The 25552-nt window shown below is 45.5% G+C and carries 29 protein-coding genes; 11 read left to right on the plus strand and 18 right to left on the minus strand.

Features of this window, described 5'->3' with window-relative positions:
• Positions 1-47 precede the first annotated feature (47 nt).
• Genes ABXT70_RS10230 through flgB form a run of 4 tightly spaced genes read right to left on the minus strand, consistent with a single transcriptional unit; the run spans position 48 to position 2008 of the window.
• On the minus strand, positions 48-722 hold the full coding sequence (locus tag ABXT70_RS10230; RefSeq protein ID WP_443640390.1) for a flagellar hook assembly protein FlgD: 675 nt from the start codon (positions 720-722) through the stop codon (positions 48-50).
• Positions 723-764: 42 nt separating this feature from the next.
• On the minus strand, positions 765-1115 hold the full coding sequence (locus ABXT70_RS10235) for a flagellar basal body rod protein FlgC (protein ID WP_443640391.1): 351 nt from the start codon (positions 1113-1115) through the stop codon (positions 765-767).
• 42 nt (positions 1116-1157) lie between these two features.
• Positions 1158-1571, minus strand: coding sequence for a flagellar basal body rod protein FlgC (gene flgC, locus ABXT70_RS10240; protein ID WP_443640392.1), 414 nt, complete (start codon positions 1569-1571; stop codon positions 1158-1160).
• A 44-nt stretch (positions 1572-1615) separates the two neighbouring features.
• Positions 1616-2008 (minus strand): flagellar basal body rod protein FlgB, encoded by a 393-nt coding sequence (gene flgB, locus ABXT70_RS10245; RefSeq protein WP_443640393.1) that lies wholly within the window; start codon positions 2006-2008, stop codon positions 1616-1618.
• A 121-nt stretch (positions 2009-2129) separates the two neighbouring features.
• Between flgB and flgA the strand changes: the two genes are divergently transcribed.
• The 4 genes from flgA to ABXT70_RS10265 all read left to right on the plus strand — a co-directional run bounded on the left by flgA (position 2130) and on the right by ABXT70_RS10265 (position 4731).
• The gene (gene flgA / locus ABXT70_RS10250; RefSeq protein WP_443640394.1) at positions 2130-3254 is read left to right on the plus strand and encodes a flagellar basal body P-ring formation chaperone FlgA; all 1125 of its coding nucleotides are present in this window, start codon (positions 2130-2132) and stop codon (positions 3252-3254) included.
• Between the two features lie 136 nt (positions 3255-3390).
• Positions 3391-3741: a flagellar biosynthesis anti-sigma factor FlgM gene (flgM, locus tag ABXT70_RS10255; protein WP_443640395.1), complete on the plus strand. Its 351-nt coding sequence runs from the start codon at positions 3391-3393 to the stop codon at positions 3739-3741.
• Between the two features lie 7 nt (positions 3742-3748).
• Complete coding sequence (flgN, locus tag ABXT70_RS10260; RefSeq protein ID WP_443640396.1) at positions 3749-4219, plus strand: flagellar export chaperone FlgN; 471 nt, start codon at positions 3749-3751, stop codon at positions 4217-4219.
• A 44-nt stretch (positions 4220-4263) separates the two neighbouring features.
• On the plus strand, positions 4264-4731 hold the full coding sequence (locus ABXT70_RS10265; protein WP_443640397.1) for a DUF2802 domain-containing protein: 468 nt from the start codon (positions 4264-4266) through the stop codon (positions 4729-4731).
• A gap of 8 nt (positions 4732-4739) precedes the next feature.
• On the opposite strand, the gene ABXT70_RS10270 is transcribed toward ABXT70_RS10265, so the two are convergent.
• Entirely contained in the window at positions 4740-5015 is a 276-nt protein-coding gene (locus ABXT70_RS10270; protein WP_443640398.1) for an EscU/YscU/HrcU family type III secretion system export apparatus switch protein, read from the minus strand.
• Positions 5012-6073: a flagellar hook-length control protein FliK gene (locus tag ABXT70_RS10275; RefSeq protein WP_443640399.1), complete on the minus strand. Its 1062-nt coding sequence runs from the start codon at positions 6071-6073 to the stop codon at positions 5012-5014. Before ABXT70_RS10275 ends, ABXT70_RS10270 begins: the two co-directional genes overlap by 4 nt.
• A gap of 47 nt (positions 6074-6120) precedes the next feature.
• Between ABXT70_RS10275 and ABXT70_RS10280 the strand changes: the two genes are divergently transcribed.
• The gene (locus tag ABXT70_RS10280; protein ID WP_443640400.1) at positions 6121-6465 is read left to right on the plus strand and encodes a hypothetical protein; all 345 of its coding nucleotides are present in this window, start codon (positions 6121-6123) and stop codon (positions 6463-6465) included.
• 19 nt (positions 6466-6484) lie between these two features.
• Here the strand turns inward: ABXT70_RS10280 and ABXT70_RS10285 are convergent, their stop codons facing one another.
• Both ABXT70_RS10285 and ABXT70_RS10290 read right to left on the minus strand, forming a co-directional pair.
• On the minus strand, positions 6485-7702 hold the full coding sequence (locus tag ABXT70_RS10285; protein WP_443640401.1) for a flagellar motor protein MotB: 1218 nt from the start codon (positions 7700-7702) through the stop codon (positions 6485-6487).
• Positions 7703-7729: 27 nt separating this feature from the next.
• On the minus strand, positions 7730-8494 hold the full coding sequence (locus tag ABXT70_RS10290; RefSeq protein WP_443640402.1) for a MotA/TolQ/ExbB proton channel family protein: 765 nt from the start codon (positions 8492-8494) through the stop codon (positions 7730-7732).
• Between the two features lie 227 nt (positions 8495-8721).
• Between ABXT70_RS10290 and ABXT70_RS10295 the strand changes: the two genes are divergently transcribed.
• Complete coding sequence (locus ABXT70_RS10295; protein WP_443640403.1) at positions 8722-9237, plus strand: Lcl C-terminal domain-containing protein; 516 nt, start codon at positions 8722-8724, stop codon at positions 9235-9237.
• Positions 9238-9272: 35 nt separating this feature from the next.
• On the opposite strand, the gene ABXT70_RS10300 is transcribed toward ABXT70_RS10295, so the two are convergent.
• Complete coding sequence (locus ABXT70_RS10300; protein ID WP_443640404.1) at positions 9273-9473, minus strand: hypothetical protein; 201 nt, start codon at positions 9471-9473, stop codon at positions 9273-9275.
• A gap of 32 nt (positions 9474-9505) precedes the next feature.
• Here ABXT70_RS10300 and ABXT70_RS10305 point away from each other — a divergent pair, with 32 nt between their 5' ends.
• Positions 9506-9997: a hypothetical protein gene (locus ABXT70_RS10305; RefSeq protein ID WP_443640405.1), complete on the plus strand. Its 492-nt coding sequence runs from the start codon at positions 9506-9508 to the stop codon at positions 9995-9997.
• Here the strand turns inward: ABXT70_RS10305 and ABXT70_RS10310 are convergent.
• From ABXT70_RS10310 to thiI, 5 genes are all read right to left on the minus strand, one after another.
• Complete coding sequence (locus tag ABXT70_RS10310) at positions 9994-10449, minus strand: hypothetical protein (protein ID WP_443640406.1); 456 nt, start codon at positions 10447-10449, stop codon at positions 9994-9996. The genes ABXT70_RS10305 and ABXT70_RS10310 overlap by 4 nt on opposite strands.
• Positions 10450-10454: 5 nt before the next feature.
• Entirely contained in the window at positions 10455-11591 is a 1137-nt protein-coding gene (locus tag ABXT70_RS10315) for a sodium ion-translocating decarboxylase subunit beta (protein WP_443640407.1), read from the minus strand.
• A gap of 11 nt (positions 11592-11602) precedes the next feature.
• On the minus strand, positions 11603-13402 hold the full coding sequence (gene oadA, locus ABXT70_RS10320) for a sodium-extruding oxaloacetate decarboxylase subunit alpha (RefSeq protein WP_443640408.1): 1800 nt from the start codon (positions 13400-13402) through the stop codon (positions 11603-11605).
• Between the two features lie 54 nt (positions 13403-13456).
• Positions 13457-13711 carry an OadG family protein gene (locus tag ABXT70_RS10325; RefSeq protein ID WP_443640409.1) on the minus strand — a complete coding sequence of 85 codons (255 nt, stop codon included), beginning with the start codon at positions 13709-13711 and terminating at the stop codon, positions 13457-13459.
• Positions 13712-13918: 207 nt separating this feature from the next.
• The gene (thiI, locus tag ABXT70_RS10330) at positions 13919-15376 is read right to left on the minus strand and encodes a tRNA uracil 4-sulfurtransferase ThiI (protein ID WP_443640410.1); all 1458 of its coding nucleotides are present in this window, start codon (positions 15374-15376) and stop codon (positions 13919-13921) included.
• 69 nt (positions 15377-15445) lie between these two features.
• On the opposite strand from thiI, the gene ABXT70_RS10335 reads away from it, so the two are divergent.
• Both ABXT70_RS10335 and ABXT70_RS10340 read left to right on the plus strand, forming a co-directional pair.
• The gene (locus ABXT70_RS10335; RefSeq protein ID WP_443640411.1) at positions 15446-15877 is read left to right on the plus strand and encodes a GFA family protein; all 432 of its coding nucleotides are present in this window, start codon (positions 15446-15448) and stop codon (positions 15875-15877) included.
• Positions 15878-16206: 329 nt separating this feature from the next.
• On the plus strand, positions 16207-17478 hold the full coding sequence (locus tag ABXT70_RS10340; RefSeq protein ID WP_443640412.1) for a CaiB/BaiF CoA transferase family protein: 1272 nt from the start codon (positions 16207-16209) through the stop codon (positions 17476-17478).
• A 61-nt stretch (positions 17479-17539) separates the two neighbouring features.
• On the opposite strand, the gene ABXT70_RS10345 is transcribed toward ABXT70_RS10340, so the two are convergent.
• The 3 genes from ABXT70_RS10345 to ABXT70_RS10355 form a co-directional block, all read right to left on the minus strand.
• On the minus strand, positions 17540-18589 hold the full coding sequence (locus tag ABXT70_RS10345) for a quaternary amine ABC transporter ATP-binding protein (RefSeq protein WP_443640413.1): 1050 nt from the start codon (positions 18587-18589) through the stop codon (positions 17540-17542).
• Positions 18579-19442: an ABC transporter permease gene (locus ABXT70_RS10350; protein WP_443642504.1), complete on the minus strand. Its 864-nt coding sequence runs from the start codon at positions 19440-19442 to the stop codon at positions 18579-18581. Before ABXT70_RS10350 ends, ABXT70_RS10345 begins: the two co-directional genes overlap by 11 nt.
• A 103-nt stretch (positions 19443-19545) precedes the next feature.
• Positions 19546-20550 carry a glycine betaine ABC transporter substrate-binding protein gene (locus tag ABXT70_RS10355; protein WP_443640414.1) on the minus strand — a complete coding sequence of 335 codons (1005 nt, stop codon included), beginning with the start codon at positions 20548-20550 and terminating at the stop codon, positions 19546-19548.
• Positions 20551-20884: 334 nt separating this feature from the next.
• On the opposite strand from ABXT70_RS10355, the gene ABXT70_RS10360 reads away from it, so the two are divergent.
• Together ABXT70_RS10360 and ABXT70_RS10365 are read left to right on the plus strand one after the other, a co-directional pair.
• Positions 20885-21532: a DsbA family protein gene (locus ABXT70_RS10360; RefSeq protein WP_443640415.1), complete on the plus strand. Its 648-nt coding sequence runs from the start codon at positions 20885-20887 to the stop codon at positions 21530-21532.
• Positions 21533-21537: 5 nt separating this feature from the next.
• The gene (locus ABXT70_RS10365; protein WP_443640416.1) at positions 21538-23484 is read left to right on the plus strand and encodes an oxidoreductase; all 1947 of its coding nucleotides are present in this window, start codon (positions 21538-21540) and stop codon (positions 23482-23484) included.
• Positions 23485-23866: 382 nt separating this feature from the next.
• On the opposite strand, the gene thrC is transcribed toward ABXT70_RS10365, so the two are convergent.
• A complete protein-coding gene (gene thrC, locus ABXT70_RS10370; RefSeq protein ID WP_443640417.1) occupies positions 23867-25324 on the minus strand; it encodes a threonine synthase in 1458 nt (485 codons plus the stop codon).
• Positions 25325-25552: the final 228 nt, after the last annotated feature.

Here is a 25552-nt window from a genome sequence, read left to right on the forward strand (position 1 = left end):
TACTATTAATTACTTTTAGTTAATTACATTTAAGTGACGCTAACTGCCTACTGGCTGATGCGCTTAACACTGTCAAAACTGACATTACCTTGCCCAGAGACATTGAGTGTGACCTCACCACCCTTGAGCTGAATACTATTTACTGTGCCATACACCTGCATTGGCGGTACCGTGGTTACGCCATCTCTTACGGCGGAGGCGCTAAGGTAATAGCTCCCTTCAGGTGCTACGGTGCCATCATGTTTGATGCCATCCCAGGCAAATTCTTGGGAGCCAGCCATTTTCGAACCTAGCCCTAAGCTGGTCATTACTTCACCACTTTCAGACTTAATATCAATGCGAAGGTCGTTAGCTGCCATCGTAAGATCTATGGCGCCACCAAGTTTTCCACCTTTTAGTTGCGCCCAGTTACCATCCACCAGTGCTTGTTTACCAATCATGGAGGCATTGTTACTCAACTGCTGCCCCTGGTAGATACCCACTAGATTGTCGACGGATTCACCCATTTCGGTGATGCCTTGCACGGTAGAAAACTGTGCCATCTGGCCCATGAATTCACCGTTATCCATGGGCTTCATTGGGTCCTGGTTTTGCAACTGGGTCATGAGCAACTTCAAAAAGTCCTCTTGCCCTAACGTCGAGGTGCGTTTAATTTCTTTTTGTTGAGTCGATTCCAAGGTCCTAAAACTTTCGGGTACCGAGCTAATTGATGCTGTCATCATTTCCTCCTTACTATGCTTATGCTGGCTACGCTGGCTAAGGCATTACATACCAAGCTGTAACGTGGCCATCATCATTTTCTTGGTGGCGTTCATCACTTCTACGTTGGTTTTGTAGGAACGTGAAACGTTGGTCATATCCACCATTTTTTCAATAGAGTTAACGTTTGACATGAACACATAACCGTCATTACTAGCTGCTGAGTTTTGTGGGTCATAACGCTTAGTATTAGCCAGGCCACCAACATGGATACGGTTAACTTTCACACTGGCTTCAAAGTTACTGCTAGTGTGATTTTTCATCACCGTTTTAAAGATTGGGTTTTTGGCTTTGCACACTTCATCCGTTGTAGTACCCAAAACGTCCATGTTGGCTAAGTTAGATGCTGTCATCATTTCCTCCTTACTATGCTTATGCTGGCTAAGCCAGCTAAGGCATTACTTGCCCAGCTGCAACGTGGCCATCATCATTTTTTTGGTGGCGTTCATCACTTCTACGTTGGTTTGGTAGGAGCGCGAGGCGTTGGTCATATCCACCATTTCTTCAATAGAATTCACGTTAGACATAAACACGTAACCGTCATCATTAGCTGCAGGGTTTTGTGGGTCATAACGCTTGGTGTTAGCCCGATCGCTAACATGGATGCCGTTAACTTTCACACTGGCTTCAAAGTTACTGTTAGTGTGAGTCTCCATTACTGTTTTAAAAATCGGTTTTTTGGCTCTGTAAGCTTCTTCCGATGTAGTACCCACAACGTCCATGTTGGCTAAGTTACTGGCAGTGGTGTTCATGCGTACCATCTGCGCGGTCATGGCTGAACTGGAAATCTTTAAGGCTGTTAACATTGACATTGTGCTGTCCTCTTTTGGTTTACGATGAGTGGGCTAGGTTTGGCTTATTCGCCACGCAAAGCACTCATGACACCTTTAATTCGGTTATTCAAGAAAGTATTGGTGGCCTGGTAACGCATCGAGTTTTCTGTAAACAGGCTGTTTTCTGTGTTAACTTCCACTGTGTTGCCATCTAAAGAGGCACTGCTGGGCATGCGGTACTTAATCATGCTGTCGCCCTGCAACGCCTGGTAGTTACTCACGCCAATATGACGACCGTGGCTAGTGCGCATGTTATTACTTTCCGTGGTAGCCATTACGCTGCTAAAATCTATATCACGAGCCTTATAGTTAGGTGTATCTACGTTGGCAATGTTCGAAGCCAATACGCCAATGCGCTGTTCGCGCAGCTTTAAAGCGGTGGCGTGAATGCCTAGTGGGTTTTGTAAAATGCTCATAATCGCTCGCTACTTTTGTTAACTGTTTAGAGGCCTTAAAATGCCTGCTACACACTCACTAAAGCAACGATTATGCCAATATTAAAAAATTGTTACTTTTCATCATGTTAGAAATTATTTTATGACAGATTTAGCACCAAAAAACAACAAGCGGCAAGGCCTTGCCACCCAGTTAACGCAGCCCAAGTGGATGCCATTGATGGCCTGCCTATGGCTAATTACCACGGCAACTCAAGCCGCACAATGGCAGGCCCATCAAGACATCTACCAAGCAATTAATCAATTTTCACAACAGGAGTTGGGTGGCCATGCACGCATTACTCAGCTCGACGAGCGCAGCCGTTACCACCTGTGTAAAACCCCACTGCAAGTGTCACTGCCTTTTAACAACCACAAAACCGTAAAGGTGGTTTGCGAAAAAACCCACAGCAATAACAAACCTAGCTGGTTGTTATATCTATCCATTAATGTACAAACCAACACCCAAGCCTGGCGTTTAGTTAGCCCCATTGCAGAACAAGGCACTATCAATGCCAACCAGGTTGTGTTGGTGACCTACACGGGTACCAGCAGCAGTTATATCGGCAGCGAGACCAACCCCACTGGAAAACAAGTTAAGCGCCGGTTAGATGTGGGCCATTGGCTTAGCCCGATAGATTTTATGGATTTACAACTGCTATGGCGCGCGGCAGAGGACATTTCTCAGGGCCAGGTGATCGCCTCAAAACACTTATTGGCTAGCAAAGAATCTACACGCACCACCAGCCCTAATGCCGTTACCAACAAAAACCAATTACTGGGTCAGTTGGCAAAACGTTATATTAAAGCCGGCAAACTATTGGATCAAAATGACGTAGAAGGCCAACAACATGTGGTCATTAGCAGCCAGGCATTAACCATGGGTAGAGAACTTATCGCCCAAGACCTCACTATGGCATGGGTGCCAGACCACAAACTCAGGCAAGCAGGGTTTAACCACAAAGAAGCGTTAGTCGGCTGGGTGACCAAACGTCATATTGCTAGCGGCACCCCCCTTACCCAAGACATGCTACGCCAAGCTTATCTGGTGACTAAGGGCAGCGAAGTAAGCCTACAGATTAATTTAGACAACTACCAAATCACCAGCCAAGCTGAGGCTTTGTCTAATGGCAATTTGGGTGATAAGATTGAGGTTAAAGTGATTCCTAGCGGCCTAGTTAAGCGTGGTATAGTGATTGCTAAAGGCCATGTTGAGCTTAGCCGTTAAGGTGGCTAGACCGTGTTTTAGTAAAAGTTAAGATTTTTTATGAAAAGAATGCTATTTTGGGCTCAAGTTTTTACCAATTCTGCCGATGACTACTACGTAGTTGGAAAAGTAGGTTAGATTAGGTTAGAGGTGCAACATGAACGACATTAGCAATCAGCATCAGGGAGGGACGACTACCCGAGTAGATAATACTCAGGCTAAGTCTGCTCAAAAAACTCAGGATGTTCAGCAGCAAACACAAACTGCGCAAACCCAACGCGCAACAGAACAAACCAAAGCTGCCCCCAGCCAAGGAGCAGATCAGGCTAAATTCACGCCGGAATCACAAACTTTGTTACGTATGACTCAAGCAAGTAAAGACGTTAGCGACATTAACCAAAAGAAGGTTGATCGTATTAAACAGGCCCTAGAAAACGGTGAGTTCCCTGTTGATACCGCACGTATTGCTGAAAAAATGACTAGCTTAGAAAAACTAATTCAAGGATAACCCGCGATTGCTGCCACAACTACAAGAAGAATTTGATGGCCACCTGAACCAAGCCGTTATCGATGCACAGCAATTGCAAAGCACCCTTAACCTCGAGTACGAATACCTGAAAAGCAGTGACTTACAAGCTTTTCAGGAACTTCAAGTCCACAAACAGCACGATGTGCAAACCATTCAACTATTTGATGCGCTGCGTAATCAGTTTTGCACTAACGCGGGTATCGACAGAGAAGACAAAAACTTTAGCCACCACCTACCTAAACCACAACAGGCCCAGTGGCAGCAGTTGTTGGATGTATTGGAGGCCTGTGACAAACTGCACCGCACCAGTGATTTGTTTATGCGCACCAAGCTAGAATCCATCAGTAAAGCCTTAGAAATCCTAGAGCTTAACAGTCCGGTGACCAGCACAAATCTTTACAATAACTTAGGCAATGCCTTCAAGTCTAATATAGGCCGTAGCCTTGATAAGGCTTAGTGGTTAGACTAGCCCCACCTACATTTAAATAGCAGATCGTATTTATGGACATTTACAACACCTTAATGAATGATCCTCAGCTGCCGGTATTTTTAGTGCTAGCGGTGATTGGCCTGTTGGGTTTAGTGACTACCTTAATTACCCTTTTGTTAGAGCGCCAAGGCGCTCAGCAGTTACAGCGGCGCCTCACAGATCTAGGCCACCAGCTTATAGAACAGCAAGAAGACTACAACAAACTAGAAAAACTACAGTTTTTAGGCGCTCAACGCCAACAGCGCATGGACCAAGTATTACAAGATATCTACGGCTTAATAGAGTCTAACAGCCAACTGCTAGATCGCATCAAGGACCAACCCAGCCCAAGCAGCACCTTGTCTTCAGAAGTGCCAAGTCAAAGCAATTACGAACACGCCATACGTATGGCCAAAGAAGGCATGTCTGGCGAGAAAATCCAACATGTTTGCGGCCTTACAGAAGGTGAGGTTAGCCTCATCTTAGACCTACACCAATAAGCCTTAATTCAGGCCGTCTTTTCATCCCCAGGCTTCATGCCTTTAAGCCAATAAGTATACACCAACACTTCTGCCACTAAGGTGTACAGCGAGCGCGGTACTTGTTCGTCAATATCAAGTAAGCCTAATAATGCAGTTAGCTCTTCATCTTTTTTGATAGGCACTCCGGCAGCAACCGCAGCATCAATAATCTTTTGCGCTAACTCATCTTTACCTTTGGCCACAACCAAAGGCACTGGGTTATTCCCATATTCTATGGCAATGGCTTGTAATGGCTTTTTCATACGTGAACATCCAGGATAGTATGGGCCGTTTTAGGATTGGTTTTACCCTCAGTTTCTGCTATTGGGCCCACACTCACTTGCTGTAATTGTATGCCGTGAAGCTGTAACGCGCTGTGCAACTGGTGCTTAGAGCTATTCACCAAGGGCGCTAGCCACGAAGTATCACTGGCAAAGTGTAAACTAGCCGTTGCCTCACGAGCGGTTATGCCCTGAGTGAGCAGCAAATTTATGTGCAAAGTGCCCAGCTCTGGCCCCTGGTGAGCGAGACTAATAGACCATTGTTTTTGACTACGCTGCTGTTGGTTTTGCTGCAAGGTGATCAACAAGTGTTGCTGCTCAAACCAGGGCATTAACCATTGATAATACAGTTGGCTGTTAAGGAGTGCATCTAGGCTTTTTATTTGGCTTGAATGTAATGCCTCTAATAACGGCTTAACCTGTTGCTCCAAACCTTCTTCTAATGCCAGCAACTGCAATAACGCTTTAAGGTCGTTATAGGCTTTTGCTGGCCCCATCATCGCGCCAGCTAGGGTTTTTGCCTTACCCCGGCTTTCACTAAACAAACCACTCATCAACAGCGCCTTTTGTATATCTAGGGCTTTTGGGGCACTGGGTAGCTGCCAAAATTTTTGCAATAGCGCTGCTAATGCTGATGGCAAGTTAGTGTTGGAAAGGTAGCTAGATAACCATTGCTGCAGCGGTGCAAGGCCATTGGGGCGGTATAACAGGCTACGTAAATATGCACTTTGTTGCGCTAGTAGTGAGTCAGGCAACTGCCCAGAGCGTAACAGCTCTAAACGTGGGGGGTGCAAATCTGGGTCCAACACTTTAAACAACAAGCGCTCCCCAAGGGTATAGGCTGCAGAACTGATGGCTGCACTAAAGATACTACTGGATGTTTCTACCAACAGTCGTGGTTGCAATTGCACCACCACACCTTCTATTATTTGACCCTTGATTAGGGTTATAGACGGCAGTATTGGGCCATTACCAAGGTTAACACCCGGTCTGGCTACGCCACTTGAAGGGGCTAGAGGTTGGGAGCCTTTATCGATCATCTGCCCACCTTTTGCTATATTGGTTAATTATTTGTTAAACTGTGTGCATGAACGTAAGCAACGCTACTCCGATTTCACCTGCTGTGCAGCAACCTGCTATTAATCAGGAAGCTAAAGTGCGTGCACAAAATGCCTTCCCAAAGGCAGAAGAAGTCACAGAATCAGCACCGCGTTCAGAAGCACCAGACCAAAGCCGACAAAAAGCCAATTTAGAGGCCTCTTCCTGGCGAACTAGCCAACTCACTATTAGCGCTAAAGCAGAACCCGCTAAAGGGAGTGACGGCTTAAACAGTTACACTGACATACCCATACAACGCACCCAGCAAGCAGCAGCCGCTTATCAAGCCATGGAAAAGCCAGAACAACGCGCCTCTGTCGACGCTATTGTCTAAGCCTTAACATAGCTTTCTGTTATTGTTCTACACCCGCTATATCTAACACCACTTCAACCCTACGGTTACGAGCTCGATCTGCAGCTGATGCGTTCTCGTTTAGAGCGGCGGTATCCGCCATGCCTTCAACAGATAAACGCTCCCTAGGAATCTTCATTAAGCTACTTAAAGAGTCAGCCACAGCCGCTGCACGTACTGCTGATAAATCCCAGTTGCTCGGGAATTCACCACCCGGTCTTATTTGGCGGTTATCCGTATGCCCAGTCACAATAACCTGACCCTTATTACTATTAATGGTATCCCTTAGGGCTCTAATCATAGGCAAAGCATCAGGGTTAAGCTGTGCACCACCACCAGGGAAAGCTCCTTTTTCTGTGAGGCGTACAATAATCTTAGTCCCTTCCTGCTCTACTTCAGCTAAACCTTGGGCCACAGCATCTGAAAGGATAGCTTGGAGTTTCGCGACTTCCTGCTTAGCTTGCTCTTCCTGTTGCTCCTGTAATACCTTTTCATCCTGCTGCTGTTGTGATTGTTGATCTTGGACTTTAATGGGAGCATCTGTGGCCTGCTGAGCATCGGCGATCTTTGCGTACAGCTCTACCGTTGCATCAGGCACAAAGCCTTGCTCTTTGTCATGTTCTGCCTCACCAACGCTGCCAGGACCTTTCAGTTCAACCACCACCTCGTTATCTTTAATAGTCACTTCAACCTGACCATTAGCAATTTCTTCTGCTAAGGCGATTTCCACCTTCTCCTTCTCCGCATCAACGTCATAGTCCTTCTTTTTGCTCTCAGTTTTTAATTCCAAATCTTTTTGGGCAGTATCAGTGGTCTGCTGTTTCACCTGCACCAATACAGAAGCTTCTGCAACTGTGGGGCTAAATTCTTGCGATAACAGGCTTGTGCCCTTTGGGGGATCAGGCACCTTAACGTCTTTTTGCACACCAAACGCACTTTTCATGGAACCAGCAATTTGAGTGTATTTGAGGGTTTTCATCTCTGAGAAAGATAAAATTAATACAAAGAACGCCATCAGTAAAGTGGCCATGTCGGCAAAGGTTGCCATCCACAGGGGGGCTCCTTTTTTACAGACGGGGCACTCCTCTTCGTCCTCTTCCTCTACAGGAGGAGCCGCCGCCTCAACAACCTCTTCTGTGCCTTCTTCACCCGCAGTAGTTTCGGGCCCATTGGGATTCTCTTGTTCTTCAGTATTTTCTTCAGTATTTTCTTCGGCCATGATCGTATCTCCTTACGCCACAATCAATTAGGAAGCCGATTCTAACTTAGCACGCACTTTAGGCGACAAATAGCTAAGCAACATACCTTCCATAACCCGTGGGTTACCCCCTTCAGAGATGAAGAGCAGAGATTTAATAATAAGTTCATTGTTAATCGCATCAGCTTCCGAACGTTGCTCCAGCTTTTGCATAATAGGAAAGGCAATCATATTGGCAATAACGGCACCATAGAGTGTGGTTAGCAGGGCTACCGCCATGGCCGGGCCAATAGATTTTGGGTCACCCATATTAGCCAACATTTGTACCAAGCCTACCAAGGTACCGATCATCCCCATGGCTGGGGCAAAGTCTCCCCAAGACTCAAATATGGAACCACCCGCTTTAGCTCTTCGGATTGCCATTCCAGCCTCGGTAGAGAGTGCAGATTTAATAGCAGCGCTATCTTGACCATCCACTAACATACCCATACCTTTATTTAGAAACTCATTCTTCACTTCCTGAGATTCCAAAGCAATCATGCCATCTTTGCGAGCAATAGTTGCAAGCTCTACTACCTTCTCAATAAGGTCTTCTGGCTTATCCACTTTATCTGCAAACGCTTTGCCAGCAAGGGCGCCCGCACCAATAAAATCACCCAAAGATGAGCGCATCAATACCACAGCCAAAGAGCCCGCGACAACAATAAAAATGGAAGCACCATTAACGAACATACCCATGGGACCACCCATAAGAATGCCAGTGGCAACGATTCCAAAAGCCGCAATAAATCCAATAAGTGTTGCTAAATCCATCTCTCTTATCTCCAACCAGCTTATGACTAATAAATTCTTGAGGGGTAAAGTAGGGTAAATATGCACCCACGAATACTAGAATTCCTATACTATCCACTATTATCGACCAAGTGTAATAAATATTTAGCCTTGTTGTGCTTAAATGCCAAATTTATTCTTCTTGGTTAATACCGTTTAAGTTACCTTATTCTTGGTCGATAGTAGATAACATAAAACGAGGTGGAACTATGAAATTGGTACCTTTTTTTCTTGCCCTTGCGTGTTCACCCTTGAGCCACGGGGTTGTAGACAAAGCACCCAAGTGTGGCGAATATTTCACAACCCATCAAACTGACGGCCATTATCAGCGAATGGACAATGGCTTAGTTCAAGACCCACTCACAGGCCTTACTTGGTTTCGCTGTGGTGCCGGTCAGGTGTGGGGTGATGGACAGTGCCAAGGTGGCCCATTATTACTGCCCTATGAGGATGCAAAAGCTTGGGCTGCATCGCTAGAGTTAGCAGGTTTTGATGATTGGCGAGTACCAGAAATAGACGAAATGAGCAGTTTAGTGGAGGCTGATTGCAAATCACCTTCGATTAATACCCGAGTATTTTCAGGTATAGAACCCGAAGTTTACTGGAGCAATGAATCAAATTTCTGGATACGTTCGATGGCTTGGTCGTTGTTTTTTTATCGCGGCCACTACTTTAGCAAACAAGCAAAGGTTGATTCTTTCCGGTTTATGTTAGTAAGAAACTAACGCTAACCGCTTATAACAACCCTTTATAAGGCGGTTTAAGGTATGTCCTTGGGTTGTGGTGCAGGTTTTGGGGCATAACCCCGGCAGGCATGGCCATCAATACGCATGATCTCTATCATGGGCAATTGACGGGACTTAATCGCAAACAAACGGCAGCCTCTTGGGAATTTTGCTTCCCAAGTAACGTAGAAGTGCTTGCATTGCATACAATCAGGCGTGCTGCTGTTAGTATTCATAGTGGATCAAGGTAAAAAGGAGCCTCGTTATCATGGGTCAGTTTATTCTCGCAGTCACTAATTTTAACCAGTGGACTAGCGGTTTGCCTATTTATTTACAAGTTTTTTTAGGCATGTTGGCATTTTTGTTAACCTGCTCAATAGCTGGTTTCTTAGTCTATGGCTTGCTCCTGCTATTACAGCGCATGAGTCACTATAGGCCGTTATCTAGCCTTACTGGTGTTTTAGGTTATGCCATTACTTTATGTCTAGGTTGGTTGCTGTACATATTTATACCTTTAACGGTGATCGCCTTAGGTAATCATGAGCAACTGGATGTTAGTTTGCTTACGCAGACTATGGGACCATATTTCGGCCTATTCTTATTACTAAGTTTATCACTTGCCGATGCTCTAGAAGCCAATGGTAGATGGCATCATAAAGGATTATCATTTCCTGCAAAACTATTTGCTACTGCTATGTGGCTGCTCGCCCTAGGTATTCCAGCAATTAAACACCTCCGTAAGCCACAAGCTACAAACTAGTCTGGTTTCTTTTGCGTAGAAAAACCCAGTAAGTCCAACTGTTCGGGTTGTGGACTTAACTCAGACTCGTGACCCCCATGATCAGCCTCTACCTGAGGCTCCTCGCTTAGTTGCAACTCTGAATGCTCCACCACAGCACGTTCTGCTTCCAAGGCATCTAGTTCATCAAACTGTTGCTCTCGTTGCACTCGCTTTGCTTCTAGGTCTTCGAGAGATTGCTTAGGCCTGCCATACTCGTCCCATACCCGATAACCCAGCACTGTAAAAAAGAACACTACTACTAGATAACCAAACAAACTAGTGAAGTCGATGTCTTCTAACCAGTGCAGCTTATCGGCATAAAACATAAGCATCACCACCATAACGGCAAAAATCACCACCACGCGCATAGTGCGGCAAAAAGCACAGGGCTTTTTGCCACTTGGATCGCTGTCGCTAATCCTACGCCCCATATTAGTTACCCACCGCCAACGTAGTTAATCATAATGCCCGCTGCAACGGCAGAGCCGATAACACCTGCCACATTAGGGCCCATGGCGTGCATTAACAAAAAGTTTTGGTTATTGGCTTCTAAACCAACCTTGTTAGACACCCGAGCGGCCATTGGCACTGCCGACACACCAGCTGAACCAATCAACGGGTTAATACCGCCGCCAGTCAATTTATTCATGGCCTTTGCCATTAATACACCAGAAGCAGTACCAATTGCAAACGCCACCATACCAAGCAACAGGATGCCTAAGGTAGTTAAATCTAAGAATTTATCTGCCGACAGTTTAGAACCCACTGCCAAACCTAAGAAGATAGTCACCACGTTAATGAGCGCATTTTGAGTGGTATCAGATAAACGATCCACTACGCCAGATTCACGCATGAGGTTACCAAAGCAGAACATACCCAATAGAGGCGCAGCGTCTGGCAGCATAAAAGCTACAAGGAACAACAACAGCAATGGGAATACAATTTTTTCAACTTTACCTACAGGGCGTAGTTGCACCATTTTTATCTGACGCTCTTTTTCTGTGGTGAGGGCACGCATAATAGGCGGCTGAATCAAAGGCACCAAGGCCATGTAAGAATATGAGGCCACGGCAATAGCCCCCAACAAGTCAGGTGCAAGTTTACTGGCCACATAGATGGATGTGGGACCATCGGCACCACCAATAATACCTATGGCGGCGGCATCGGCTAAGGTAAAGTCCATCACCCCTAAGGTAGTCAAACCCACAGCACCAATGAGCGTTACAAAGATACCAAACTGTGCTGCTGCCCCCAAAAATAGCGTTTTAGGGTTAGCCAGTAGTGGGCCAAAATCCGTCATAGCACCCACACCCATAAAAATGATGAGTGGGAAGGCTCCCGTCTCTATACCTACAGAATAGAACATGTAAAGAATGCCACCGGACTCGGCTAAACCTGCTCCAGGAATATTAGCTAATATGCCGCCAAAACCAATAGGGATCAGTAGCAAGGGTTCAAAGTTGCGTTTGATGGCTAAATACAGGAGCAATAAGCCCACAGCCATCATTATGACTTGGCCCGGCTGCACCTGGTAAACGCCAGAGCTGTGCCAAATTTGTAATAACTTGTCCATGAATGATCCGCCTAAACTAAGGTTAACAAGGTATCACCAACGGATACAGAGTCGCCTTCTTTAGCCGTTACAGAACCAACCTGACCGGCCTTACTGGCGCGAATTTCAGTTTCCATCTTCATAGCTTCTAGAATAAATAGTACATCGCCTTCTTGTACCGCTTGGCCAGGTACTGCATGGACCTTCCAAATGTTACCTGCTAAAGGCGCGGTGACCGGCTCTCCACCGGTGATCGGTGCAGCGGCAGAAGCTGGGGTGGCTGTCATGGCCACTTGGGCCAAACCAACGGCAGAAATGTCACCACCCTCTTCTACTTCTACCACGTAGCTTTGGCCATTTACACCAATGGTATAAACGGTAGATCCGCCTGCTGCCGGTTTAGGCGTTGTCGCGGCAAGGGCCGACTCTAGCGTAGGCACTGGCTCAAAGGCATCAGGATTATCACGATTTTGTAAGAATTTAAGCCCCACTTGAGGGAATAAAGCGTAGGTTAAAACGTCATCTATTTCACGATCACCTGGTGCCAATTTAATGTTCTTTTCTTGTGCTAGGCCACGTAATTCTGTGGTGAGATTATCCAATTCGTCTTCAATAAGGTCTGCAGGACGGCAGGTAATGGCTTCAGCGCCATCGAGCACGCGGGTTTGCAATTCTTTATTGAACGGTGCCATGGCAGCGCCGTATTCACCTTTCAAAATGCCTGCAGTTTCTTTAGTAATGGTTTTGTATCTTTCACCCGTCAATATATTCAACACAGACTGGGTACCCACAATTTGTGAGGTTGGAGTCACTAGAGGAATAACACCTAAGTCTTCACGTACCCTTGGGATTTCTGCTAGCACTTCATCAAGTCTATCTGCAGCACCTTGCTCTCTAAGCTGGCTTTCCATGTTGGTTAGCATGCCACCTGGCACTTGGGCCACTAGAATGCGGGAGTCTACACCCCTAAGAGAACCTTCCCACTGGGCATATTTTTTACGCACATCGCGGAAGTAAGCTGCCACTTCCTCTAGGGCATTGATGTCTAGCCCTGTATCTCGATCACTGCCTTCAAAAATAGACACCACGGATTCAGTAGGCGAATGACCGTAGGTCATAGACATGGAAGATATAGAGGTGTCAACGTTATCAATACCTGCTTCTGCAGCCTTTAAGATAGCCGCTGTAGATAAGCCTGTGGTGGCATGGCATTGCATGTGCACTGGCATGTTGGTTTCAGCCTTAAGGCGGCTTACCAATTCAAACGCCGTATAAGGGTTCAATAACCCTGCCATGTCTTTAATACAGATGGAGTCGGCGCCCTGGTCTTCAATTTTTTTAGCTAAATCAACCCAATAATCAATATTGTGCAGCGCGCTTAAGGTGTATGAAATGGCACCTTGGGCATGCTTGCCAGTTTCTTTAACAGCGGCAATAGCTGTGGATAAATTGCGAGCATCATTCATGGCGTCAAACACTCGGAACACATCAACACCGTTAATTGCAGCACGCTCTACAAACTTGCGTACTACGTCATCTGCATAGTGGCGGTAACCAAGAATATTTTGGGCGCGAAACAGCATTTGTTGTGGCGTCTTAGGCATGGCCGCCTTAAGGGCGCGTATACGTTGCCACGGATCTTCACCCAAATAACGAATGCATGAATCGAAGGTAGCTCCACCCCATGTTTCTACAGACCAATACCCTATTTCATCTAACTTGGGGGCAATTGGGAGCATGTCGGCCAAGCGCATGCGCGTAGCAAATAGAGACTGATGGGCGTCACGTAGGACGACATCGGTAATACCTAAAGGTTGTTTAATAGCGGTCATGTATTTACGCCTGTACTAATAATCTAATATGAAAAATAGGGGATGAAGCGGCTATCAATGATGTTGACGATAACGGTGCACTGCTGCGCTTAACACCGCCATTAACTGGGAGTCATTAGCAACTTGCTGCGAAGGTGAGACCATTGTCAAAGGAGCCTTTACCAGCACATCTTCCACAGGTGTAAACCGCAACACAGTAGCAGACATGATTTTGGTGGCAAACACCAATAACGTAAGAAAAGTAAACACAAAGCCCATGCCAAACACCATTAAGGTGAGGCCTTCGAGCATTAAGTCGGATGTTGGCACGGTAGCAGCTCCGGTTTTTTTGCCGCTTGTGGCGGCTTATTTATGCAGCCATGGTGAGGCTGCTTATCATTTCAATCTGACAATTTACCCAGTTGTGGCCAAAGTCGCAAGAATACTCAGTATAAAAACCAATGATTTTACTATCGCCTCCAAAAACGTCAAAAAAATTCAACAACACGACTTCTTTTGCTCAATTTAAACAACAAACTAACTTTTTGGTCGATACACACCCACATTCTCGAAACCCTGATCTTTAATGTGCAACGCATGTAATTGGCTCATTACACCCTTTTCACAATAAAGCAGGTAATTTCGGCTTTGATCAAAACTCAGAAACTGTTTGTTAATTTGGAAAAAAGGCACCATGACAATGTCTACACCTGGCAGGTTTAGTGGCTTTTTTTGTTGCTCGCCACTGGCCCGTACATCCACTACCACATCATTGACCTGTAATTGCTGCTTAGACGTGAATGGCCTTTGCTCTTTAAGCTCTTCTGGAATCTTGTCTATACTGGTCACACAGGTTTTTTCTAAGGCTTGTTCAAGCACATCAAAGTTAAAATTTTGCTCTTCTTCCACCACACGTTTTAGTTGTGCCCTTACCGTAGGTCGATCGGAAATCACACCGCAGTATTCAGGCATACACGCGGCAAACTCATAGGCACCAATTTTAGTGGCTAGGTCTATGATGTCTTGTTTGTCGTAGGTAATTAAAGGGCGTAATACTAACCCTTCGGTCACACGATCAATCACACCCAAGTTGGTTAGGGTTTGACTTGACACCTGTGCAATACTTTCCCCAGTAATCATGGCTTCTGCTTTTATTTTAACCGCCACTCGCTCCGCGGCCCTATGCATCATGCGCTTTAGCACCACCCCCATATGAGAATGATCGACGTTTTGTAATATTTCACCCACCACTTCTTCAAACGGTACAGATATAAATTTAACCCGTGCAGAGGAACCAAACTTTTTCCACAAATAATACGAAACCTGCTTTACCCCAGCTTCGTGGGCTGCACCACCTAAATTAAAAAACACAAAATGAGTTTTTGCACCACGCTTCATGGTGAGGTAACTAGCGACGATAGAGTCAAAACCACCAGAAATTAACGACACCACAGGTTCTTGACTACCTTGCGGGTAACCACCAAGGCCATCAATACGGCGCTCCACCACAAACACCGTATCACCCTTCACTTCTAAATTAACCGTCACCTCTGGGGTGTGAAGATCTACTTTTAGCACTTCAGTCTGCTGTAATAAACCAGCACCTATGTATCGCTCCATTTCACTAGAAGTAAAATCATGCTGCCCAGAACGTTTAACACGCACCACGAAACGCTTGCCTATTAAGCGCTCTGACCAAACATTCTTGACAATGCCTAGCACCTGATCAAGGTTTTCTAATGGGTATTCTTGCACTTCAATAATATTAGCTATGCCAGGGGTGTCGCCCAACGCCATAACAATTTCTTCGTATAGGGCATCGGCCTCTGGTGGACAATCTATGTCTACACGATCCCATAAACCACGCACCTTGATCTTTGGCTCAATCCGTTGCAGGATGATCTGTAAGTTCGACTGTAACCGCTGGATAAAACGTTTTCTTACGGGACGACTCTTAATAGTGATTTCAGGAAAGAGTTTAACAATGAATTTCATACTGTAGTTTTCAAACAATTAAATAATGGGATCTGCCGCCATTATACCAATGAACAGGAGGCAAGCTCTATGCCCAATACACAAACAATTAACGGCAGCTGTTTATGTGGCCAGATACGTTATAAAGCCGTTGCAGCGCCGTTGTTTCAGGCCCACTGTCATTGTCAGGATTGCCGTAAAAACGGCGGCTCTGCATTTGCAGCCTTGGCGTTTGTGTCTATTGAAACCCTTAGCTGGCAAGGTGAAACTAAAACCTTTAGCCACAGGGCCGATTCTGGCACTATTATGACCAAGCATTTTTGCCCTAACTGTGGCAGCCAACTATTTGGCACTAACAGCACCAGACCAGACCGTATACATATTAAAGTAGGCACTATGGAGGATGCTGCATGGTTTCAACCACAATGTAATGTGTGGGCCAGTAGCCGCCTCCCCTCTACACCCATAAGTCCAGACGTTAAAGACTTTGCTACCATGCCTATAGCGCGAGCCAAAAAATAGCTCAACCCGTTGGCATTAAGGCTAATCAGAGATTTTTAAGTCATTTAGCTTCAATATTTCCTATTGGCGAATATTTAATGGTATTTTTCATTTTTACGGTATAAATATCGCATTAGAAACTACACTTAACTACCCTAGAATTTTATCTTAAAATAATTGTTAAGATTATGATATATATAGCTTTAAATATACTATTTCATCTTTCCTTTGGTAGCCTATAGGAAACAAAACAAGTGTTTGCATTTAAACTTCATTCATTGCACTTATAGCATTGACTGCAGTCATGTGATGATGCAAATTGTGCTCATAACCTTAACTGGACCTGCATTATGAGTGAACAAGAACAACCCAACCTCAACGATTACATTGCCCAACAGCGCCAAAAATCCTGTTTCGCAGGTTTTCCTTTAGAGGGCAAACGGGTGATCGATTTATCCAGCGTAGTGGCTGCGCCTTACTGTGCAGCCCTACTTGGTGACGCAGGTGCGGAAATCATTAAGGTTGAAAACCCAATGGCGCCAGATGCCCTGCGAGGCTGGGGCACCCATGCAGCAACTGGCATAGAACCTTATCACGCTTACATTGGCAGAAATAAACTACCTATCACCCTTAACCTTAAGTCAGAAGCAGGTAAACAGGCCTTTTTGGATCTGATTCAATCTGCCGATGTGCTTATAGAAAATATGCGCCTAGGGGTTATGGATCGCTTAGGCTTAAGCCACAACGCATTACTAGAACTTAACCCAGGGCTCGTCATTGGCAAGGTATCTGGTTATGGTATGACTGGCCCCCATGCCCACCAGCCAGGTTTTGGCACCTTAGCTGAAGCCTATAGTGGCTTCTCATACCTTAACGGCTATGAAGAAACTGGCCCTACCAGTCCACCCATAGCCTTGGCAGACCTTACCACCGGAATTCACTTAGCCTATGCTGTGAGCCTAGCGCTGCATCAAAGTAAGCGCGGAGAAAGCGGCGGCCAAGTGGTGGATATTTCTTTGTACGAACCTTTGTTTGGTTACTTAGGTGGTGAATTTATCGGTTACCAATTAACAGGTGAAATTCCCAAACCGATCGGTAACGAACTGAGGGCCGCAGCCCCTCGCAACAACTACCAAACCAGTGATGGTTTGTGGGTGGCTATGTCTTGTTCCAACCAAAAAACATGGGAACGTTTAGCCGAAGTCATGGGCCAGCCCCAGCTCATTCATGACCCTCGCTTTAAGACTAATAACGATCGTATTCAGGCCGATAGCCGTATCGCTCTCAATCAAATTATAAAAGCCTGGGTGTTGAGTAAAACCAACCAAGAAGCGCTGGAGCTATTCCGCCGAGAAGGCATCACAGCCGGCCCTATTATGTCTATGAAGGAAATAGACGAAGACCCGCACTACGAAGCTCGTGGCAGCATTATCAGGGTGACAGACCCAGTATCGGGCGTAGAACTTAAAATGCCTGATGTGCCCTTCCGTATGGGCGACAATTCAGAGGCTAATAAGAAGTCTAGACTTCGTTTTCCAGGCCTACCGATGGGCTCTGCCAACCAAGTGGTGTACCGCGATTTATTGGGTTATAACCAAGAGCAAATTGATCAGCTTGGCTAGCTTAGATACATAACGCAAAAAGGGTAGCCTAAGCTACCCTTTTGTTCAAATAACCTTAACCTTAACGATAAGTTACTTGCTCTCCATCATGACTTTCTGGACGGGCAATACCACCAATCATGTCAGCCAAGGTAACCACACCAACCACTTCGCCGTCGCGCATAACGTTAGCGCTAGTTACGTCAGCTTTAACCATGGCCGGCATGGCTAACTCCAAAATAACATTTTCAGCAAATTCTAAACCAGTGTCAGTAGTCCCTGGCTCCATTACAGAGCACACATCCAATACACGTGCACGGTTGATGTCTTTGATGAAGTCACGTACATAGTCATCAGCAGGGTCTAACACAATTTCTTGTGGAGAACCCTGTTGAATTACGGCACCGTCACGAAGGATAACAATATTGTCACCAATATTGAGGGCTTCATCCAGATCGTGAGTGATGAAGATAATAGTTTTATGTAGTTCTTCCTGTAAGTCCAACAAGATATCTTGCATGTCATTACGAATTAATGGATCCAAGGCCGAGAAGGCTTCGTCCATTAGTAGAATTTCAGCATCCGTCGCTAAGGCGCGAGCCAAACCTACACGTTGTTGCATACCACCAGATAACTGTGCTGGATAGTTGTGCTCAAAACCAGACAGGCCTACTCGTTCGATCCACTTTTGGGCACGCTCATTCATTTCTACTTTATCGGTGCCTTTAATCTTTAAGCCATAACCAACGTTGTCGATAACATTACGATGAGGTAACAAGGCAAACTTTTGGAATACCATGGACATTTTATTTCGGCGAAAATCCCGTAACTCTTGACTGGACATGGCTAAAACGTTTTCACCGTCAATCACTATTTCACCAGACGTAGGCTCAATCAAACGGTTTAAGTGACGAATCAAGGTCGACTTTCCTGAACCCGACAAACCCATAATCACCTGAATACGGCGGGCAGGAATGTCTATATTGACATTATTTAAGCCGAGAACATGCTTATACTCAGCTTGCAATGATGCTTTAGTGGCCCCATCTTCGACCTTTTGCACCATAGCTTTACCGTTAGGACCAAAAATCTTATATAGATTCTTAATGGAAATCTTAATATCAGACACCATGGCCTCCTTGACGGTGCTTTTGCAACCGCTTGCCGTACTGTTGTGAAACTCGGTCAAATATAACGGCCAAGGCTACAATGGCCAAACCGTTCATCAAACCTAATGCGAGATACTGGTTAGAAACCGCACGCAATACTGGCACACCTAAACCCTTGACACCAATCATAGAGGCAATAACAACCATGGCCAAGGCCATCATAATCGTTTGGTTTACACCCGCAAAAATATTAGGTAACGCCAAAGGAATTTGAACATCAAATAATTTCTGCCGATAATTAGAGCCAAAGGCTTCAGCAGCTTCTAGCACTTCTTTATCCACCAGACGAATGCCTAAATTTGTTAAGCGCACAATAGGAGGTAAGGCGTAGATACACACTGCAATCAGGCCAGGCACCTTACCAATACCCAGCAACATCACCACCGGTATCAAATAGACAAAACTAGGAATAGTTTGCATTATGTCCAGGACAGGAGTTACCCCTGCCTGCACACGATTGGAACGGGACATCAAAATTCCCAGAGGGATACCCAAGCCAATGCACAAGAAAGTCGCCACAGAAATAATGGCCACTGTGGCCATGGTATCTTCCCACATACCGAAATAACCAATAGCTAAAAACGATACGATAGTGCCAATGACGATACCAATACTGCGTGCGCCAAGCCACGCTAGAACAGCAAATATCAAAATCATAATGGGCCAAGGTGCACTCATTAAAAGCTTTTCAAACCACACCATAAAATACATTAATGGATCAAAGAAACCCTCAATCGCCTCACCGTTCTCTCGAGAAAACTCACGAAAGGCAAGATCGATGCCTTTTTTTAGGTCTCTTAAGTCTGTTCGCCCCATTGAAGGGAAGTCGTCAAATAATTCCACAATTTTTCCTGCTCAGTTAAAACATTAAAAAAAAGCCTGCTAACAAAGTTAGCAGGCTTTTTAAATAACCCTTAGGTTAGTTTAAAGATTTTTTGATTAAGTTCGCAGCTTGAACACCAACCCACGGGGTCCAAACATCTTCATGGTTCATAAGGAACTCAATCGCCGCATCTTCACCACCAGCTTGGTTATCAGCCATATACACTAGCATTGCGCCCATGGCGTCTGCTGGGTATTCACGTGCCGTGATGTAAGCAGCAGCTTTAGGATCATTGTTCTTCATGAAAGAATCAGTAACAATGGTGTTGATTTCAGAGACACTCCAAGAGGTTGGCTGTGGATCCGCACACTCAGCTTGAGTAGTACAGCTAAGCCAGACATCCATTCCTTGAAATGGCACACCAAAATCAAGCATCTGCATATTATACTTGCCCATCATCGCTGTTGGAGACCAGTAGTAACCAAAGTAGTCGTCACCACGTTGCACAGCCTTAGCCATAGCACCGTCAAGACCTGCAGCAGAACCTGGATCAACTAACACCCAGCCCTTCGCTTCCATATCAAACGCTGTGAATAAGTTATTATTAATTTGCTGACAACCCCAACCTGCAGGGCAACTCACGAACGCACCTTTAGATGGATCTTCATTGTATGGGAACAATTCTGGGTGCTCGATGACGTCCAGCACAGTTTTAAGTTCTGGATGATTCTCTAGCGTATAGCTAGGTACAACCCATCCTTCACCAGCACCCATAATCGGCATAGGATTCATCGAATGTAAGCTGCCAGCTGCAATGGCAGCTTTCAGCGGAGCTTCTACCGATTGGGTCCATAATTCAGGGGCAATATCTGGTACACCTTTAGTGTCCATAGAAGCGAAAGTAGTCAGAGTTGCACCTGGAACCAATTCAACAGTGCAACCGTAACCTTCTTCCAGGATAATTTTGTCTACGTTAGCCATAAACTCGGCAGATGCCCAGTTCATTTCTGCAATAGTTACGTCGCCACAGGCAGCGATAGCGCCTTGGGACATGGCAGTTGCTAAACCAGCAACAGCAATACCTTTAACAAACTTATTCATTTAAAACTCCGTTATTGTAATTAGATAGGATTAATCTTTAAGAGGTAATAAAAAATAACAAAACAAGATCACATTCACAAGCCTACAGCCTTATTAAACGCACCTCTGCCGCACATAGATATATATATGACGCAGATAGTCTACTTTGCTAAACCGAAGTAAACAACAGTGGCCTATAGTTAATGTTGGAAAAGCCTTTGGAGTAAAATCAAGCTTAAACTGACTATTGTTAAAAAAGCGGCCTATTTGCAAGTATGGCAATATTAAAACAATATTGTCACGAGAGAGTTACGCAGTTATATTTACACTACAAGCCACATTAAAAGGCGATTCAGTGACCACTTCCAATGCCACTTTATTTTACATACACGACCCTATGTGCAGCTGGTGCTGGGGTTTCAGACCCGTATGGCAGCAACTCGAACAACAGCTTAGCGCCACAGTAAACATTGTCTATATAGTCGGCGGCTTAGCAGCTGATTCAGACCTACCCATGGCCATGGCCATGCAACAGGCGTTAACAGCCACCTGGCAACGCATCCAACAACAAATACCAGGCATCGAATTTAATTATGATTTTTGGCATCATGCCGGCAAAACACTGCCAAGGCGCTCCACCTATCCATCCTGCCGGGCCGTGTTAGCCGCTAAAATACAAGACCCAGAATTAGAACAGGCTATGATCCTGAGCATTCAACAAGCCTACTATCTCCACGCCAAAAACCCCTCAAACATAGATGTTCTTACAGACATCGCAACTAGCATAGGTCTGAAACCACAACAATTCAGGCATGATATGGTTAGCCAAACCGTGGAAATTCAGCTGCAAGAACAACTACAATTAGCTCGCAGGTTATCAGCCCAGGGCTTTCCTAGCTTAGTGCTAAGCAAGGGGGACAAGCTGCATGCTATCCCACTGGACTACAATAATAGCCATACCATGCAGCAGGCGATTATTAATATTACCTGTCCAGTCGAGTAATCCCCATGACACACACTGCGCACCCAAACTTGTTCTCCACCATAACCATCCGTGGCAAACAGCTAAAGAATCGTATTATGTCGACAGGTCATGACACCTGCTTACCTAGCAATGACCTAGTCAATGATGAGCTCGTTGCTTACCATGAAGCCCGCGCCCGCGGTGGCTGTGGTTTAATTGTATTGCAGGTTTCAGGAGTGCACGAAACAGCCCGCTATACCTCTCACTTATTAATGGCAACTGATGACCATTGTATCGAAGGTTATCGGCGTTTAGCAGACATGTGCCATAACTACGACACGTGTATTTTTGGCCAACTATTCCACCCTGGCCGTGAAATTATGGAAACTGCTGAAGGCATGCAGCCCGTAGCCTATTCTGCATCGGCTGTACCTTCTGAGCGTTTTCATCAAATGCCACGCGCCATGAGCCATGAGCTGATTGATGAGGTGGTCAAAGGCTATGCTGATGCCGCTGTCCGTATGCAGAAAGCAGGCTTGGATGGGGTAGAAATTGTCGCCAGTCATGGTTACCTGCCTGCCCAGTTTCTTAGCCCCCGAGTCAACCTGCGAGAAGATAAATATGGCAACGACAAGCTTCTTTTTTTAACCGAAGTATTGACGGCAGTGCGGCACAAAACAGGCGATGACTTTATCATTGGCCTGCGCCTATCGGAAAGCGAAAGAGATCCTAGTGGTCTGCAAAGCGAGGAAGCACTGCAAACTGCATTGGCTCTGGAACAACGGCTCGACTATATAAGCATCACCGCCGGCACCTCTAATACCGCAGGCGGTGCTATTCATATCGCACCTCCCATGACAACTAAGCATGCATACCTTGCACCTGCGTCTGCACGTTTCAAGCAAAAGTTAGGCATTCCAGTGATGGTTGCTGGTCGCATAAATCAACCTCAAGAAGCCGAGCGAATAATTGCCTCTGGGCAGGCCGATCTTTGTGGTATGACCCGTGCCCTAATCTGTGATCCCAACATGCCGACCAAAGCTGAGCTTGGAAATCAGCGCACCATCCGCGCCTGCATAGGCTGTAATCAGGCTTGTATCGGTCACTTCCATAAAGGTGTGCCCATCTCGTGTATCCAGCACCCGGAAACAGGACGAGAACTGCAGTACAGCAACCAACAACTGGCTACCAAGTCAAAACGAGTGATGGTTGTAGGTGGTGGACCTGCTGGCATGAAGGCTGCGCAGACCGCTGCTCGGCGTGGCCATCAAGTGAGTCTGTTTGAGTCTGGACCTCGCCTTGGTGGGCAAGCATTGTTAGCCCAACTGATTCCCACAAGAGCCGAGTTTGGAGGATTAGTGGTTAACCTAGAACAAGAACTGCGCGGCCTCGACGTAGACATCCACCTCAATACGCCAGCCGATAAAGCGCTGGCGCAACGTGAAGCACCCGATGCAATTATATTAGCAACAGGTGCCAAACCCTATTGGCCAGAGTTCGAACGGAATGGATCTATGCAAGTAGTGGATGCATGGCAAATACTGCAGGAGCAAGCGAAAGTTGGTAAAAGTGTCATCATCGCCGACTGGCGTTCGGACTGGATCGGCATGGGGGTGGCAGAAAAGTTAGCTCTACAAGGCTGCACCGTCACTTTGGCAGTTAACGGTCTATGTGCAGGCGAAATGCTGCAATCCTATGTAAGAGACTCCACGGCAGGACGCCTACACAACCTAGGCGTGAAAATAGTGCCCTACGCCAGACTATTTGGCTGTGACGACGATACAGTGTATATGCAGCACAGCATAACCGATGCAGCCATGGTGTTTGAAAAAATTGACACCTTAGCACTCAGCCTTGGACATCAGCGGGTGGACAGCCTTATTGAAGAACTAGAGGGCGTGGCACCCATTTACCCGATTGGCGACTGCCTATCACCAAGGACAGCGGAGGAAGCAGTATTAGATGGATTGAGGGTGGGCTTCGAACTTTAGTCGAGTCGGTTCTATCACTTCATTAGGGAAGCGCCAGTTTCCTGCCTCAGAACCTGTCCATTCTTTAGCATCTTAACGCTAATCAAAGACTCACGTGATTCATCCTGATACCTTATAATCGAGTGCTCTACTATAATCTCGTCATTTTCATAGATACAGCGGTGCATAACTTTATTGGGGTTGGTCTGAGTCCACATGGCTGAAATCATTACTCTGTATTCAGATTTGTTTAGGGATGTGCCAGATTGATGGCGAATAAACCTGATGAATGATCCTGCTGCTGGTCCAAAACAACTAACATCAACTAATCGCCTTTGAGAAGCTCTTCAGAGGCACTTTAAACCCTGTTACAGTGTCTCATTAGTTGACGTATCGATGGAGTTTAGTCTGCCTGCATTTTTGAATGGGTTGTCATAGCCTCAATCAAAGCAAACTCGAGATTTTCTAAATCACATATTCGCAAATGCTGACAAACCTTGCTCGCTCTCTCCAGAGACACATGTTTGCCTTGGTTAGGCATTTCTGTGCCTGCCTCAAGACAAGCACGGGTGGTTTCTGGGAACTTTGCGGGGTGGGCTGTCGCCAGGCAGATAACCTTCATTTTTTTTGGCAACGTGTTTTTTAGGGTGTTCGCCGCAGCTAAGGCAACAGCTGTGTGTGGATCTAATAGGTAACCATCACAAGTCTCAAATGTATCCTTGATCGTTTTGCTGGTTTCATAATCAGAAACTGTAACTGACACAAAACCATTTTGAATAGCGGTAAGAGTTGCGGCATCGAATTCCACCTTGCCGCTGTTCTTGAACTCATCCTGCCATACTTTCAGTTTTTCACTATCACTTCCGGTACAGTAATACAGGAAGCGCCAAAAGTTGTAAGGGACAACAATATCGATCGCTGTTGAAATTGTTTGAACCAGATCTTTCTTTGCAAAAACGCCACTAGAAAAAATGGTATGCAATGCTTGGTTGGCATTATTGGCACAAATAAACTTGTTCACTGGTAGACCCATAGAGCGGGCTAGATAACCTCCAAACAAATTGCCAAATGCTCCACTCGGCACAGAAAAGTTGATCTTGTCACCTACTTGTTCTACCGCCCGATAGTATCCATAGAAGTAGTGGACAGATTGCACCACCACCCGGCACCAGTTGATAGAGTTAACGCTCGAGAGATTCATCTTTTCCTTCAGTTCGTGATCTGAGAATAACTTTGCAACGATGAAATCTAGATCATCGGCACCATCTTCACAATTATCCACGCCAATTGGGTGCACATTTGAGGCATTCAATGTCGTCATCTGCCGTTCCTGTTCCTCTGTAATCATTCCTCGAGGATACAGTGGCCAGCAATCAATGGTCTTTTTTCCAGCAGATGCCCAAGCTGCTGCGGGCCCAGTATCACCTGTTGTCGCAAGGACGATTGAAAGACGCTGGTTTCTTTTTTCCAGTAAATAGTCCAGCACATTGATGAGAAAACCCATGGCAACATCTTTAAAGGATAACGTTGGCCCGTGAAACAGCTCCATAATGATAGTGCGGCCATCCTCACCCAGAGGCACCATGTCGATAACACTTGGACTATCAAACGTACTATAACTATCATCCAATAGATTTTTTAAATCAGTCGCTGGGATTATTGACCGATCTATAAACATTGATAATATTTCGAATGCCAGCTCGGGATAACTTAATTCAGCCCAACTTTGAAACTGTGCCTGAGTAACTTTTGGGATAGTTTCAGGGACAAACAATCCACCATCAGCAGCAAAACCACTTAATACTGCTTCATCAAAAGCAACTGGAGGTATTCCACCTCTGGTACTAACATATTTGATCATCGATTTATAACTCTACGATTATTTGAAAAACCCATTAAATTTAAAAAAAACTTATTACTTTTTGTATTCAAGTTTGTAGCTAGTCTGAAATAAAATAAAAATATACTCTAGTTTAAATTAATTCTCTTGCAATTTCTTTTTACTCCTGCAATTATCTTTGAGCGATAATATTAGAAGTATAATACTTATTTGAATAGTTAATAATAAAATAAACTGGTTAGGAGAAAA

The sequence above is a fragment of the Candidatus Njordibacter sp. Uisw_039 genome, from assembly GCF_047730075.1.
GTDB lineage: Bacteria > Pseudomonadota > Gammaproteobacteria > Pseudomonadales > Balneatricaceae > Njordibacter.